The organism is Hydrogenophaga soli, from assembly GCF_054777695.1.
The window spans coordinates 74,620-89,805 of sequence record NZ_BAAHAK010000010.1 but is presented as its reverse complement, the minus strand read 5'-3'; the positions used below and the strand labels follow the sequence as shown (position 1 = coordinate 89,805).

12 protein-coding genes and 3 tRNA genes are annotated in these 15,186 nt (G+C 65.5%); 1 reads left to right on the top strand and 14 read right to left on the bottom strand.

What is annotated here, in order from left to right; translation table 11 throughout:
* Positions 1-8 precede the first annotated feature (8 nt).
* Complete coding sequence (locus ACYVB7_RS16915; protein ID WP_460509657.1) at positions 9-1,094, top strand: PilT/PilU family type 4a pilus ATPase; 1,086 nt, start codon at positions 9-11, stop codon at positions 1,092-1,094.
* 110 nt (positions 1,095-1,204) lie between these two features.
* Here ACYVB7_RS16915 and ACYVB7_RS16910 read toward each other — a convergent pair.
* From ACYVB7_RS16910 to ACYVB7_RS16845, 14 genes are all read right to left on the bottom strand, one after another.
* Positions 1,205-1,279: transfer RNA gene (locus ACYVB7_RS16910), tRNA-Thr, on the bottom strand.
* Positions 1,280-1,299: 20 nt separating this feature from the next.
* Positions 1,300-1,375 (bottom strand) — tRNA-Gly (locus ACYVB7_RS16905).
* A gap of 253 nt (positions 1,376-1,628) precedes the next feature.
* The gene (locus ACYVB7_RS16900) at positions 1,629-2,069 is read right to left on the bottom strand and encodes a hypothetical protein (RefSeq protein WP_460509656.1); all 441 of its coding nucleotides are present in this window, start codon (positions 2,067-2,069) and stop codon (positions 1,629-1,631) included.
* A 108-nt stretch (positions 2,070-2,177) separates the two neighbouring features.
* Positions 2,178-2,253 (bottom strand) — tRNA-Phe (locus ACYVB7_RS16895).
* A gap of 51 nt (positions 2,254-2,304) precedes the next feature.
* Positions 2,305-2,988 carry a response regulator gene (locus ACYVB7_RS16890; protein WP_460509655.1) on the bottom strand — a complete coding sequence of 228 codons (684 nt, stop codon included), beginning with the start codon at positions 2,986-2,988 and terminating at the stop codon, positions 2,305-2,307.
* A 27-nt stretch (positions 2,989-3,015) separates the two neighbouring features.
* Positions 3,016-5,310, bottom strand: a complete 2,295-nt coding sequence (locus ACYVB7_RS16885) for a sensor histidine kinase (RefSeq protein WP_460509654.1) — start codon at positions 5,308-5,310, stop codon at positions 3,016-3,018.
* A complete protein-coding gene (locus ACYVB7_RS16880) occupies positions 5,307-5,930 on the bottom strand; it encodes a DUF4390 domain-containing protein (RefSeq protein WP_460509653.1) in 624 nt (207 codons plus the stop codon). Before ACYVB7_RS16880 ends, ACYVB7_RS16885 begins: the two co-directional genes overlap by 4 nt.
* Positions 5,931-5,991: 61 nt before the next feature.
* Entirely contained in the window at positions 5,992-7,413 is a 1,422-nt protein-coding gene (gene rsmB, locus ACYVB7_RS16875; protein WP_460509652.1) for a 16S rRNA (cytosine(967)-C(5))-methyltransferase, read from the bottom strand.
* On the bottom strand, positions 7,410-8,330 hold the full coding sequence (locus ACYVB7_RS16870) for a hydroxymethylglutaryl-CoA lyase (protein WP_460509651.1): 921 nt from the start codon (positions 8,328-8,330) through the stop codon (positions 7,410-7,412). The genes rsmB and ACYVB7_RS16870 overlap by 4 nt, the downstream gene beginning before the upstream one ends.
* 94 nt (positions 8,331-8,424) lie before the next feature.
* Positions 8,425-9,438, bottom strand: coding sequence for an Abi family protein (locus tag ACYVB7_RS16865; RefSeq protein ID WP_460509650.1), 1,014 nt, complete (start codon positions 9,436-9,438; stop codon positions 8,425-8,427).
* A 39-nt stretch (positions 9,439-9,477) separates the two neighbouring features.
* Positions 9,478-10,398 (bottom strand): 2-hydroxyacid dehydrogenase, encoded by a 921-nt coding sequence (locus ACYVB7_RS16860; protein WP_460509649.1) that lies wholly within the window; start codon positions 10,396-10,398, stop codon positions 9,478-9,480.
* Positions 10,399-10,491: 93 nt separating this feature from the next.
* Positions 10,492-12,621, bottom strand: coding sequence for an acetyl/propionyl/methylcrotonyl-CoA carboxylase subunit alpha (locus tag ACYVB7_RS16855; protein WP_460509648.1), 2,130 nt, complete (start codon positions 12,619-12,621; stop codon positions 10,492-10,494).
* Between the two features lie 28 nt (positions 12,622-12,649).
* Entirely contained in the window at positions 12,650-13,432 is a 783-nt protein-coding gene (locus tag ACYVB7_RS16850) for an enoyl-CoA hydratase/isomerase family protein (protein WP_460509647.1), read from the bottom strand.
* 10 nt (positions 13,433-13,442) lie between these two features.
* On the bottom strand, positions 13,443-15,092 hold the full coding sequence (locus tag ACYVB7_RS16845) for a carboxyl transferase domain-containing protein (RefSeq protein ID WP_460509646.1): 1,650 nt from the start codon (positions 15,090-15,092) through the stop codon (positions 13,443-13,445).
* Positions 15,093-15,186: the final 94 nt, after the last annotated feature.

Here is a 15,186-nt window from a genome sequence, read left to right as displayed (position 1 = left end):
GAACACACATGTCCATGGCCCACGATGCCTTGATGCAGCTGCTGAAAATGGTGGCCGCCAACCAGGCCTCTGACCTCTACCTCACCACCGGCGCCCCGCCCTCCATTCGCATCCAGGGCGCCAAGCACAACGTGGGCGAACAACGCCTGGCCGTGGGCCAGACCCGCGAGCTGATCTACTCGGTGATGAGTCACGAGCAAATCATGCAGTTCGAGGCCACGCGCGAGGCCAATTTTGCGCACCGCGCCGAAGGGGTGGGCCGCTTTCGCTTCAACGTGTACCAGCAACGGGGCGAGGTGGCCGTGGTCGCCCGCTTCATCAACAACGACGTTCCCGACCTGGCTCACCTGGGCTTGCCCAGCGTGGTGTCGCAGCTGTCTTTGCTGCCCCGAGGCCTGGTGTTGGTGGTGGGCTCCACCGGATCGGGCAAAAGCACCACGCTGGCGGCCATGATCAACCACCGCGCCCGCTCGGCAGCCGACCACATCATCACCATCGAAGACCCCATCGAATACCTGCTGCAACACCAGCGCTCCACGGTGGACCAGCGCGAGGTGGGCGTGGACACCCTCAGCTTTGACGATGCGCTGCGCAACGCCATGCGCCAGGCCCCCGACATGATCGTGATTGGCGAAGTCCGGGACCGCGCCACCATGCAACACGCCATGGCCTACGCCGAAACCGGGCACCTGTGTGTGACCACGCTGCACGCCAACAACGCCCATCAGGCGGTCAAACGCATCCTGAACTTCTACCCCGACTCCGCCCACCAGCAGCTGCTGATGGACCTGTCCATGAACCTCAGTGCCGTGGTCGCCCAGCGCTTGTTGCCCGGCACGCAGGACAACATGGTGCTGGCCAGTGAAGTGATGCTGCGCACCGCGTTTGTGGCCGACCTGATTCGCAAGGGCCAGGTGGACGAGTTGAAGGCCGCCATCGTGAAAAGCGGGGAAGCGGGCATGCAGTGCTTCGACCAATGCCTGATGGACCTGGTGGCCCAAGGGCACATCAGCCCAGAAACGGCCATGGCCCATGCCGATTCACGCACCGACTTGAGCCTGAAGCTGAGGCTGGCGGGCAGCACCAGCCGCTGACGCCCACCACCGTTCCGGTCAAGCGGTCCACCGCCAAGGCGGTGGTTTCGACGCGCCACAAAGCAAAAAAGCCTCATCGGAGACCGATGAGGCTTTCAAGCAATACAACGTGGTGCCCATGGCGGGAATCGGACCCGCGACCTCTCCCTTACCAAGGGAGTGCTCTACCACTGAGCCACATGGGCCACTGCCACTAGTGGCGAATTGGAGCGGGATAAGAGGCTCGAACTCTCGACCTATACCTTGGCAAGGTATCGCTCTACCAACTGAGCTAATCCCGCAAAACTTGGTGGCCTGGGTAAAAAAACAGAATCAACAAAATGCTGAATCCATCCATTCACGTTCCCAAGCGATCTCAGAATTATACACAAATTTTCCAACCATCGGCAAGCATGGCGTACACCGCTGCGAGGTAATGCTTGGATGTCGATTGCAGTCCACATGGGTGACGGGCTCAGCAAGAGCTGAGCCCGTCACCCATCACAAGAAGCAGGCCGGAGGACCGTCCATCGCCCCCTGCTGAACCGTCATCCGTCAAAAAAGCCGATCGTAGGAAACCGTGGCACCTTTCAGAATTTGGCATTGCGTCGAATACGCGTTACCCAATGCGGTGTTTGACGAGTCTGTGAACGTCACTGTTGCCGTCGTTGCATTGAACACGACCGAAGCGGAGACCGCACAAGCGGCGTGCATCATCTGACCACTCACATTGAGCGTGCTCCCACTCCATGACCCCAGCAGCAAGTCCCACATGTTTACTTGAGAAGGGAAGACAGCGCCCACAATCGATGTGATGCTAATCCCCGTGGCAGGCACAATGGTGTAATGCGTCACAACCGCCGAAGACCCGTTTGAATGTACGGAAATCCAGTCATTCGAAGCGGATCTCAATTGGTAAATGCCGTCATAGGTACCAGCAGCCTGAGAAAGCGCTGACAGCCCCGCAAGTGCCACCGCTGCAATCGTCTTTTTCATTTTTCACCCTTTTGAAAAAATACCCCATGCCATGGGGTGTTGTAGAAAGCCTGCGCCAGATGTAGAAAAGCCCTAGAACCGAAAAACGGCGCTAGGGCTTATGGTGCTTGGTGGCCTGGGGCGGAATCGAACCACCGACACGCGGATTTTCAATCCGCTGCTCTACCAACTGAGCTACCGGGCCAAGACCAAAATTATAGCACTACTTTTTGGACTCTTTCAAGTGGTTGAAAAATCACAGCGCTCCGCGCTTGCTGCGGGCCAGGTCCACCCCCAGCTGCTTGAGCTTGCGATAGAGGTGGGTGCGCTCCAACCCGGTCTTCTCGGCCACGCGGGTCATGGAGCCGGACTCCTTGGCCAGGTGGAATTCGAAATAGGCTTTTTCGAACGCGTCGCGGGCATCGCGCAGCGGTTTGTCCAGATCGAAGTTCTGGGTGGGCACGGGTCCCAGCTCCAGCACAGGCTCGGCCAACACACCACCGGTCATGGCGTACTCAACCGTGATGTCGGTCACGGTGCGGGGGGGCACCCCTGCGGCGGGACGCACCCGATCCACCGACTTGACCAGCCCCTGCTCCACTGCTTTGAGCAGCTTTTGCAAAGTGATGGGCTTTTCGAGGAAGGACATGGCCCCAATGCGCGTGGCCTCCACCGCCGTGTCGATGGTGGCGTGTCCGCTCATCATCACCACAGGCATGTTCAGCAGCCCGGCACTGGACCACTCTTTGAGCAACGACACGCCATCGGTGTCGGGCATCCAGATGTCCAGCAGGACCAGGTCGGGACGCGACGCCAGCCGGGCCGCACGGGCCTGGGCTGCGTTTTCTGCCAATTCCACCGAATGGCCTTCATCGTTCAGGATTTCCGACAGGAGATCCCGAATCCCCAACTCGTCATCCACCACCAAAATGTTGGCCATGAAACCTTGCTCCCATGAGGGCTGTTGTTAATTCGCAACTGCGAATGATACCGTGACTTGCCCCCCCACCGTCCGGCCTTCGGCCTGCCGGTTGCTGAGCTCAATGCGGGCGGCATGCTCGTCCAGGATTTTCTTGACCACGGCCAACCCCAGCCCCGTGCCTTTGGCCTTGGTGGTGACATAGGGCTCGAACGCGCGCTTGAGGATGTGGTCAGGGAAGCCCGTGCCGTGGTCTTGCACCACCATGCGCACGCGGGCGCCCGTGCCCGACAGACGCGTGCGGATGCACACGGGCGCCCCACCGGGCGGCGTGGCGTCCTGGGCGTTTTGCACCAGGTTGTGGATGACTTGGCGCAACTGCTGGGCATCGGCCCGGATGGGCGGGCACCCTTCGTCCAGGTCCAGCACCACCTGCCCCCCCGCGGGCTCGTACAAGGCCATCACATCGGTGATCAGGGCATTCAGGTCCAGTGGCTGGAGGTTGGCGGCGGGCAAGCGGGCGTAGTCGCGGAACTCGTTGACCAGACGTTTCATGGCGTCCACCTGGTCCACGATGGTCTTGACGCTGCGGGTCAGCAAGGCCCGTTCGGTGCCCTCCAGCTTGTCTTCCAGCTTCATGGCCAGGCGTTCGGCAGACAGTTGAATGGGGGTCAGCGGGTTCTTGATTTCGTGGGCCAGACGGCGAGCCACCTCGCCCCAGGCTTTGGCGCGTTGGGCGGACACCAGTTCGGACACATCGTCGAACACCAGCAGGCGTTTGCGCCCCGGCAGCCAGGCCCCGCGGGCCACGATGGTGATGCTTTCGGCAAACGGGCCGTCGGCCGAGGTGGCCCCCCACTCGAAGGACTGCTGCCAACCGCCGCTGCCCAGGGGTGCCTCGGCGTCGGCGTGCCCGCCCTCGTCGTTCACGTCGCCCAGGTCAGCGGCCATGCGCTCGAACTCGGTCAACGCCCCCTGGGCCAGCACCGCCAGCCCGGGCACGGCCTCCAGGGGCTGGCGCAGGTAGGCCGCCATGGGCGTGCGCAGGATGCGGGTGGCACCGGGGTTGATGGAGTCGATCAACCCATGCTCGTCCAGCACCACCACACCAGCCGTCAGGTTGTCCAGGATGGTCTGCAAATGGGCCCGGGCGGCGTCGGCCTGGCGAACGCTGTCGTCCAGGGCGTGTCGCGTGTCGGCCAGCTGCTGCGTCATGTCGGCAAACGCCCGGGTCAAGCCCCCCAACTCGTCACGGGACGACAGGGCGGCGCGCGGGGTCAGGTCGCCCTTGGCCACGTCGCGCACCCCCTCAGCCAGCATCAGCAAGGGGCGCACCAGCTGGTTGCCGACCAGTGCCGCCAGCAAGATGGCCAGGAACACCGACAAGAACAGGGCCAGCGTCAAGGTGCCGATGTACATGCGCCGCAGACCGGTGCGCACCAGCGCTCGCTCCTGGTACTCGCGGTTGGCGGCCTGCACCGCCAGGGCGTCGGCCACCACCGCATCGGGCAGGTTGTAGACGACTTGCAGGTAACGGGGCTCGGTCCCCAGGCCGAAGCCCGGGTTGTTCACCAGGGTCCACACCCGGATGCGCGCGGCCCCCCGCTGGGTGGCAATGCCGCCGATGTCGGGGGCGTCGTCCAGCCCTTCGGTCTGGCTGACCGTGCGTTGCGAACGCACGGACCGCAGCAGGCTGGGGGAGGGGCGTTCGGGCCGCAGGCTGAAGCGGGATTCGCCCGCGCTGGCCACCAACTGCCCGGAAGCGTTCCACAGCTGCACGTCGGCCACCGAGGTTTCTTCGCGGATGCGCTCCAGCACCAGGCCCGCCCGGTTGTCGGACACCGAGGTCAACTGGGTGGCGGCCGATTGGCTTTTGGTCATCACGTCCACCACCAGGGCGTCAATGACCGAACGGCCCAGGTTGACGCCCGCGGTCAAGGCCGACTCGACCCGCACGTCAAACCAGCTCTCAATGGAGCGGGACACGAACTGGTAGGACACCCCGTAAATCAGCAGCCCTGGCAGCACGCCCACCAGCGCAAACACCCCGGCAATTTTGGCCAGCAACTGGCTGCCGAATTTCTTGCGCCGAAAACGCGCCACCAGCCGCGCCAGGGCCCAGAAGATCACCCCCCCCAGCGTGAGGGCCACGAGCACGTTGACCAGCAGCAAGCGGCCAAAGTTTTCTTCGTACAAGGCCCGGTTGTCGGTGGCCACGGTGAGCATGAACAGCAGCACCAGGATGAGGCCGCTGAAGAACACGGCCGCCACCAGCAGGGCCCAACGCCGACGCACGGCGCGTGCGTGAGCGGCATCGGCCAAAGGGTCGCCGGTGTGTTTCATGGCGAACGGGTGGAAGAAGGGTCAGAGCCCTCGTCGGCGGTCGGGGCCGCCGGGGAGAGCTGGTCAGGGACCTCCAGCCGCCGCCGAAGGTCCACCCCCCAGTCGTTGCGGGTGTTCACCCCCAGCTGAAAGGGCCGGGGCAACAGCGCGGGGTCCAGCCAGAAACGGAAGTCCAGCAGCAAGCCCTTTTCGCCCTCGACCTGGGCGGTCTCGGCCACCTCCCACCCCGCCACCCGCGAAATGGCCGCCAGCGCCGTGGCCAAGGTGGCGTGGTTCTGGTGCAAGGCGTATTGGAGCGAGCCTCCCGGCCCGCCCCCCGACGCCACGCTGACGCGCCACTGGCGGGTGAGGGGTTGGTAGGCCAGGCGGTAGGTGCGGGCCCGGCTGGCCAGCTTCTTGTCGGACCAATACCAACGCTCGCGCAGCACCTCGGTCTGCATCACGAAGTACAAGGGCACAGACTTGAGCAAGGCGTCTTCCACCGTGGGGGGCAAGTCCACCAGGATGGCGGCCGACAAGCTCAGGCCTTCGGACGTGCGTTGCACGCTGACCTCTTGCAACTCGGCTGCCGCGTGGGCCGCTCCCAGCAGCCCGGCCCACACCACCAGGGCGGCCAGCATCGCCCGCAGGGCAGGGGCGCACAGGCGCCACGCAAGCAGGCCCCGCCGCGCCCCCAGTCGGTCAGGGGGCTGCCTTGTCCCAGCGTGCGTAGAAAAAGCCATCGTGCTCACACCCGGGATTGTCGGCCATGGCCGCTGCACCCCCGCGGTGGGAGGGGAACAAATGCCCGGGCGCGGGGCACGCCACGGCGTCGCTGTGGCGCTGTTGAAACGCCGCGACCTGGGCGGCCCCTTCGGCCTTGAAAACCGAGCAGGTGGCATACACCATGCGCCCCCCGGCCCGCAGCAGCGGCCACAGGGTGTCGAGCAGTTGCTGCTGGGTCTGGGCCAGGGCGGCCACGTCAGCCTCGCGGCGCAGCCAGCGCACATCGGGATGGCGGCGCACGATGCCCGAGGCGGTGCACGGGGCGTCGAGCAGGATGGCGTCAAACGGCTGGCCGTCCCACCAGCGGTCGGGGTGGGCGGCATCGGCCACCTTCACCGTGGGGGCAAGGGGCAAGCCCATGCAGCCCAGCCGGGCCAGGTTGTCGTGGATGCGTTGGGCGCGCTGGGCGTCGATCTCCAGCGCCAACAGGTCCACCACCAAACCCATGCGGTGCGCCAAGGCCAGCACATGGGCGGTTTTGCCACCGGGTGCGGCACAGGCGTCGAGCACGCGCAAGGGCCGTTGAACACCACCGGGAGCAGTCGACTCGGGCGTCCACCCCGACAACAGCAGCGGCGCGGCCAGCTGCGCGGCGGCGTCCTGCACGGCAAAGCCGCCCTGGGCGTAGCCGGGCAAGGCCTCCACCGCGGTGTGCTGCGCCAGCCAAACGGCATCTGACTCGCCCGCCATGCCCTGGGGGACCGCCTCCGGTACCCCCCACGGCAAGTCCATGGCTTGTGCCGCCACCCCGGCCTGCGCCAGCTGCTGGAGGTGGGTGGAACGGTCCGTGCACAGGCGGTTGGTCCGCAACACCAGCGAGGCCGGCTGCTGGCTGGCGGCCAGCAGCGCCTGCCAATGCTGGGGATGGTCTCGGCGCACCCGCTTCACCCACCACGCGGGGTGGTTGTAGCGGGCCTCCCAATCGGCGGCCTGGACTTCGGGCACCAGGGCGTCCTGCTCACGCAGGAAGCGGCGCAGGCAGGCATTGACCAGCGCCACCTGCCGACGGCCGATGGTGTGCGCCGCGTCCACCGCCTGGTCCACCACCGTGAAGGCTTCGTAGTGGGGGGCGGCCGGGGCATCGCGGGCCGCCAGCAGCGACAACGCCACCTCCAGCAACGCCGACACGGCGGGCGCGGGTGCATGTTCGGTCAAACGGCGCAACAAGGCCCGCGCCAGCCCCAGCTGCCGCAGGGCATGGAAGGCCAGGGCTTGCACGCCGGGCCGCAGGGCCGCGGGCACCTGGGGCAGTGCATCGGACAGCGAACGCCCGGCCTCCACCGCCTGCACACAGCGGGCGGCCTGGATGAGCTGTTGCGACAGCGGCGCGGGGGTCACGCCGCGGCCCGCCGGTTGAGCAAGGCCACCGACACACGCGAGTTGGGCTTGCGGCCCAGGTGGTCGCTGATGTACTGGGCGGCGTCGACCAGGCGGTCCAGGTCCAGCCCGGTGTCAATGCCCATGCCGTGCAGCATGTAGACCACGTCTTCGGTGGCCACGTTGCCGGTGGCGCCCTTGGCGTAGGGGCAGCCACCCAAGCCGGCAATGGAGGTGTCGAACTGCGCCACGCCCAGCTCCAGCGCGGCCAGGGTGTTGGCCAGCGCCTGGCCGTAGGTGTCGTGGAAGTGGCCGGACACCTGGGCCACGGGGTAGTGGCGCAGCGCAGCGTCCAGCGCGGCCTGCACCTTGCGCGGGGTGCCCACGCCAATGGTGTCGGCCACACCGACGTGGTCCACGCCAATGTCCTTCATCAAGCGGGCCACCAGGGCCACCCGCTCGGGCGACACCTCGCCTTCGTAGGGGCACCCCACTGCACAAGAAATTGCGCCTCTCACGCTTAATCCAGAAGCGTGAGCAGCTACAACAACAGGAGCAAACCGCTCGATGGACTCGGCGATGGAGCAGTTGATGTTCTTCTGGCTGAAGGCCTCGCTGGCCGCGCCGAACACCACCACCTCGTTGGCCCCGGCGGCCAGCGCGCCTTCAAAACCTTTCAGGTTGGGGGTGAGGACCGAATACACCACGTCGTTGCGCCGCGGCAGACCAGCCATGACCTCGGCGGCATCGCCCATTTGCGGCACCCATTTGGGCGACACGAAACTGGTGGCCTCCAGGTGGCGCACCCCGGCTTGTTGCAGGCGGTCGATCAGCCCGATCTTGATGGCGGCGGGCACCATCTGCTTTTCGTTTTGCAGCCCGTCGCGGGGGCCCACATCGACCAGTTTGACGCGGGCAGGAAGGTTTTGGAGGCTCATTTCTAATCCTGAATATTCGTTTTACAGCTAAAATATGCTCAACACGGCCCCCTTCAACCCAACTGCTTCGGCAGGCAAGTTGCTTGGGGGTTTTTTATTGACCGGTCGCCTCAGCGCCCAACTGGTCTGCCCAGGTGGCTCCCGCGCCCATGCTGGCCAAGTTCAAACCCAGATGATCCAAATTCGGAAACGTCCTGAGATGGGTTTTGACACGGTCAGCCCAAGATGAGGTCGGATTGATCACCCCCAGCAAGTGGCGTAACAAACACAACAGCAAAAAACAACGCGCCAGCGCATGGGCATTGCAGGCAAACGGCACAACCCAAGGCATTTCCGATGCGGGTGGCAGCCTGGGTTGATCGACCATGTTGCGGTTCCACAAACGGCTGTGGTGGGCGCACACGTTGCGCAGGTAATTCAAGCTGCGCAGCCAGGTCGCAAACACCCGCCCATTGCTGACCCCATATTTGGCCGCGATGGCATCTTGCTCGGCCTCGCGCATACCGGCAAACAAGGTAGACAGTGCGCCAAAGTCCCACACCTCGCACGCCACCCAAATGGCCAAGGGCAAGCCGTATTTGGTTTTGTTGTGGGTCACAAACTCTTCTTTGGAACGGCCGATCAATTGCGCATGTTTGGTCAACCACTCGTGATGTTTGGTCAAGCCAGAGTCTTTGCCCACCTCCTTGCTGAAGGTGTCGTGAAACAAGTCTGCCCGCAAGTAGGCAAACGGATCCAACTTGCCGAGCGTGTACGACACATCGACGCGCAACGCCACTTCCACCCGTTCCAGCGCATCCATGACCAACAAGCGCAACTGCTTGTCAAACACATACAGGTGCACCGCATTTTCAAACGTGGCACCGGGTTTGAAAGTGTCCAGCGCCATGGTTTCCACCTTGGCCTTTTGCTTGCCATGTCGAGGCTTATCAAGCACACAACAGGGACCAGACCGTTCACGCAAAGCAAACCAGTACCCACTGAGGCGGTAGTACCCAATGCGGTGCAAGTAGGTCAACGCCTTGTCGCGATCCGATACCGCCAAGCCACGGGCCTGCAGCCGTTCAAGCTGCTGATCCAGACTGAGCCAAGGTTTGAGATAACTCATGCCGCGATTGTGGTGTGCGCAACAACAGCCAGCGCAAGCTCAGTAGCCGAGAGACCGGTTCACCACGCCCGCCACGGGCTGGCCCGCCGCCAGGGCGCGGATTTTGCCCGCAATCTGCGCAATGCTCTCGTCGCGCAGGGTGCGGGCCGAGGTGTGGGGCGTGAGCGTCAGTTTGGGATGCCCCCAGAACGGATGCCCCTCCGGCAAGGGCTCGGTGCGGAACACGTCCAGCGTGGCCCCAGCCAGATGGCCTTCGTCCAGCAGGGCCAGCAGGTCGGCCTCCGCCAGGTGGGCACCACGGGCCACGTTGACCAGGTAGCCCCCGGGCTGCAGCCGCGACAGGGTGTGGCGGTTGAGGATGTTCTCCGTCTGCGCCGTCAGCGGCAGCAGGTTGACCAGCACCCGGCACGACGCCAGGAAGTCGTGAAACCGCGCCTCGCCCGTCAGCGTCTGCACGCCCGGCACGTCCTTGGGGGAACGGCTCCAGCCCAGCACGGGGAATTCGAACACGCGCAGCGCCTGCGCCACCCGCGTGCCCAGCACGCCCAGGCCCATGACGCCCACCGTAAAGTCGGATCGCAGCCGCGGCTTGCGGAAGGCCCAGCGACCTTGGGCCATGTCGCGTTCGGACACGTCGAACTCGCGGAAATGGCGGATGACGGCCTGGCACACGTACTCGGCCATCTGCACCGACATGCCGGCGTCGTCCAGCCGCACCACCTGCACGCCCGGCGGCAGTTGCAGGCGCAACAAGGCATCCACCCCGGCCCCGATGTTGAACAGGGTTTGCAGCCCAGGCTGCTCGTCGATGAAGGCCTGCGGCGGGGCCCAGACCACCGCGTGGTCGGCCTGCGGGGCCCCGTGGGTCCACAAGAACACGTCCGCTTCGGGCAAGGCCGCCCGCAGGCCCGCGAGCCAGGGTTCAGGGGCCGTGCCCGTGCAGCAAAACACAATTCGCATGGCTACAAAAACAATAGCTGCCTGCGCTTATTGAAAAAGCGCCAGGCAGCAAAAAAGCTTGAAGGAATCCAGTCCCCTGGTTCCCCGCGGGGGTCAGGCGGGGGTCAGCTTGAGCAGCTCGGCCCCTTCGGTCACCTGATCGCCCGCAGCGTACAGCAGTTCGGCCACCACGCCGTCGGCGGGGGCGGCGATGGTGTGCTCCATCTTCATGGCCTCCATCACCGCCAGGGCCTGGCCCTTGCGCACCGTGTCGCCCGCCTGGACGGCGAAGGACACCACCTTGCCCGGCATGGGCGCGGTCAGCCGACCGCCTTCGCCCTGGCCGTCGCCCGCGTGGGCCAGCAGGTCCACCGACACGATGTGGGTGGCCCCGGCGTCGGTGTGGATGTGGGCCACCTCGCCGCGGCGGTAGACGGTGACGCGGGTGCGCTGCCCGGCAAATTGCAGGTCAATGGCGTCACCCTGGCCGCTGGCATGGGGCTGGAACGACAGGGGCCCTTCGGCCACCGCCCCACCCTCGCCCACCGCCAGGTGCAAGCCACCGCCGTGTTGGTAGGTCAGCGCGGCGGGCACGGTGCCGTCGTGCCCGGGGTATTCAAACGCAAAGCGGCGCACCAAGGTGCCGTGGCTGCGCCAGCCATCGGTGCGGCTGAAGGGGTCAGGGCCTTCCCCGGCCCGTTCGTCCAGCAGGGTGCGGGCCACGTCGGCGGCGGCGGCCAGGGCCAGGCCCACGGGGTCTTGCTGGAACAGCACCGCCGATTCGCGCTGGATGAGGGCGGTGTCCAGCCGGGCCTGGGCAAACGATTCGCTGCGGACCACATGGCGCAGGAACTGCACGTTGGTGGTCAGGCCCACGATGTGGGTCTGGGCCAGCGCGGCGTCCAGCCGGGCCAAGGCCTGTTCGCGCGTGTCACCGTGGACGATGAGCTTGGCCACCATGGAGTCGTAGTAGGGGCTGATGGCATCACCTTCGCGCACGCCGTCGTCAAACCGCACCGGGGCCACCGCAAACGATGCGGCGTCGGGCTTGCGGTACACCTGCAGGGTGCCGGTGGCGGGCAGGAATTGTTTGTCGGGGTTTTCAGCACAGATTCTGGCCTCCAGCGCATGGCCTGAAAGCGTGAGCTGCTCCTGTTTCAGGGGCAGCGGCTCGCCACTGGCCACGCGCAGCTGCCACTCCACCAGGTCCAGGCCGGTGATGGCTTCGGTCACCGGGTGCTCGACCTGCAGGCGGGTGTTCATTTCCATGAAGTAGAACTTGGCCCCCACGCTGGCCCCTGCCGGGGCTGCGCTGCCCCCCAAGGGGGCGCTCGCCAGCTTGGGGCGGCCCGGCGCTGGCTCGGTCATGGCCTCCATCGCGCCGTCCAGCCCGTAGCCCTGGGGCTGCTCCACGATGAATTCCACCGTGCCCGCGCCCACGTAGTTCACGGCGCGGGCGGCGGCCACGGCCACCTGGCCCATGGACTGGCGCAGCTCGGGCGTCATGCCGGGGGCGGGGGCTTCTTCCAGCACCTTCTGGTGGCGGCGTTGCACGGAACAATCGCGCTCGAACAGGTAGACGGCGTTGCCATGGGCGTCGGCAAACACCTGGATTTCGATGTGGCGGGGGCGCTGCACGTACTTTTCGATCAGCACCGCGTCGCTGCCAAAGCTGTTGATGGCTTCGCGCTGGCAGCTGGCCAGCGCGGCGGCAAAGTCTTCGGCCTTTTCCACAATGCGCATGCCCTTGCCCCCGCCGCCCGCGCTGGCCTTGATGAGCACGGGGTAGCCGATGCGGTCGGCCTCCCGTTGCAGCAGGGCCGGGTCCTGGTCGGCCCCGTGGTAGCCCGGCACCAGCGGCACGCCCGCGGTTTCCATCAGGCGTTTGCTTTCGGCCTTGAGGCCCATGGCCAGGATGGCACTGGCGGGCGGGCCGATGAACACCAACCCGGCGGCGGCGCAGGCGTTGGCAAAGTCTTCGTTTTCGCTCAGGAAGCCGTAGCCCGGGTGGATGGCCTGGGCTCCGGTGGCCTGGGCGGCTTCGATGATGCGCTCCCAGCGCAGGTAGCTGTCCTTGGGGGCACTGCCGCCGATGTGCACGGCCTCGTCACAGGCGGCCACGTGTTTGGCGTTGGCGTCAGCATCAGAGTACACGGCCACGGTTTTCACCCCCAGGCGGCGGGCGGTGGCGGCCACACGGCAGGCGATTTCGCCCCGGTTGGCGATCAGGATTTTGTTGAACATGGTTGGATCTCCAGTCGTTGTTCGGGGCTCAGGCCAACCAATTCGGTTTGCGTTTTTGCAGAAAGGACTGCACACCCTCGCGCCCTTGTTCCGAGGCGCGCAGGTCGGCAATGCTTTCCACGGTGCGGGCCACCAGCGCAGCGTCAATGCCCTGCCCCGCCACGTCGTGCAGCAGGGTTTTGCAGGCCGCCACGGCGTGGGGACTGGCGGTGGTGAGTGCCTTGAGCAGTTCGTCCACTTTGGCATCGAGGGCGGGCGCGTCGGCCACCACCTCGTGCACAAAACCGATGCGCAAGGCCTCGGCGGCGCTGAAGCGCTCGGCGGTCAGGAAGTAGCGGTGTGAGGCCCGCGCCCCCATGGCGCGGATGACGTAGGGACTGATGGTGGAAGGGGCCAAACCCAGCTTGACCTCACTCAGGCAGAAGGTGGCGGTGTCCACGCTCACGGCCATGTCGCAGGCGGCCACCAGGCCCATGCCCCCGGCAAACACGTCGCCCTGGATGCGGGCCACCGTGGGTTTGGGGCAGGTGTAGAGGGCCTGCAGCATGGCGGCGAGCTTGGCTGCGTCGGCCAGGTTCTCGTCGCGGGTGTAGTCGGCCATGCGGCGCATCCAGTTCAGGTCGGCCCCGGCGCAAAAGGCTGGCCCCTCGGCGGCCAGGACCACGGCGCGCACGGCGGGGTCTTGCCCCACCGCCGTGAACGCCTGGGTGAGTTCGGCAATCACCTCGTCGTTGAAGGCGTTGCGCACCTCGGGGCGGTTGAGGGTGATGCGGGCCACGTGCCCAGCGGTGGAAATGCTCAGGTTGCTCATGCCTGTCCCCTCACATGCGGAACACGCCGAACTGGGTGTCGGGGATGGGCGCATTGAGCGCGGCACTCAGGCCCAGGGCCAGCACCCGGCGGGTGTCGGCGGGGTCAATGATGCCGTCGTCCCACAGGCGGGCGGTGGCGTAATAGGGGTGGCCCTGGTCTTCGTACTGGCGGCGAATGGGGGCTTTGAAGGCCTCTTCCTCCTCCATGCTCCACTGGCCGCCCTTGGCCTCGATGCCGTCGCGTTTGACGGTGGCCAGCACGCTGGCGGCCTGCTCGCCGCCCATGACGGAAATGCGGGCGTTGGGCCACATCCACAAGAAGCGTGGGTTGAACGCCCGACCGCACATGCCGTAGTTGCCGGCACCAAAACTGCCACCGATGATGACGGTGAACTTGGGCACCTGGGCGCAGGCCACGGCAGTCACCATCTTGGCACCGTTGCGGGCAATGCCTTCGTTTTCGTACTTGCGGCCCACCATGAAGCCGGTGATGTTCTGGAGGAACACCAGCGGCACCTTGCGCTGGCAGCACAGCTCGATGAAGTGCGCGCCCTTCAAGGCCGATTCGCTGAACAAGATGCCGTTGTTGGCGATGATGCCCACGGGCATGCCTTCAATGTGCGCAAAGCCACACACCAGCGTGGTGCCGAAACGGGGCTTGAATTCGTGGAAGTCCGACGCATCGACGATGCGGGCGATGATTTCGCGCACGTCAAAGGGTTTGCGACTCTGCTTCCCCGTTTCATCGGTGGGGATCACGCCGTACAGCTCTTCTGCTGCGTATTTGGGAGCTGCTGGCGCTTTTAAATCAAGCGCTGGAGCCTTTTTTTGATTCAAATGCGCCACCGCCTGCCGCGCCAGGGCGATGGCGTGCAGGTCGTTCTGCGCCAGGTGGTCGGCCACGCCGGACAAGCGGGTGTGCACGTCGCCACCGCCCAGATCCTCGGCGCTCACCACTTCGCCCGTGGCCGCCTTCACCAGCGGCGGCCCGCCCAGGAAGATGGTGCCTTGGTTTTTGACGATGATGGTTTCGTCGCTCATGGCGGGCACGTAGGCACCGCCCGCCGTGCAACTGCCCATAACCACCGCAATCTGCGAAATGCCCTGCGACGACATGTTGGCCTGGTTGTAGAAGATGCGGCCAAAGTGGTCCCGATCGGGAAACACCTCGTCCTGGTTGGGCAAATTGGCGCCGCCCGAGTCCACCAGGTAGATGCAGATCAGGCGGTTTTGCTGCGCGATTTCCTGAGCGCGCAAGTGCTTCTTGACGGTGAGCGGGTAGTAGGTGCCGCCTTTCACGGTGGCGTCGTTGCAGACGATCATGCAGTCCACCCCGCTCACCCGGCCAATGCCCGCGATGATCCCGGCACACGGAGCCGCGTCCTTCAAACCACCTTGGCCGTCTTTTTCCTTGTACATGTCCAGCGCCGCCAGCGGAGCCAGCTCCAGGAACGGGGTGCCCGGGTCCAGCAGCATCTGCACCCGGTCACGCGGCAGCAGCTTGCCGCGGGCGGTGTGTTTGGCGCGGGCCGCCTCACCCCCGCCGTTGGCCACCCGGGCCACTTGGGCGCGAAGGTCTTCAACCAACCCCCGCATGGCCTGGGCGTTGGCCTGGAAGTCGGCCGATCGGGGGTTGAGTTGGGTGTCAAGAACAGTCATGGTAGTGGGCAAGGCAAACGGGTTCAAACGCAGCATGTCTGCGGGTCATTCTGGCCGATGCGGGCTTCGTTGCGTTGACACCATGGTTGCAAAT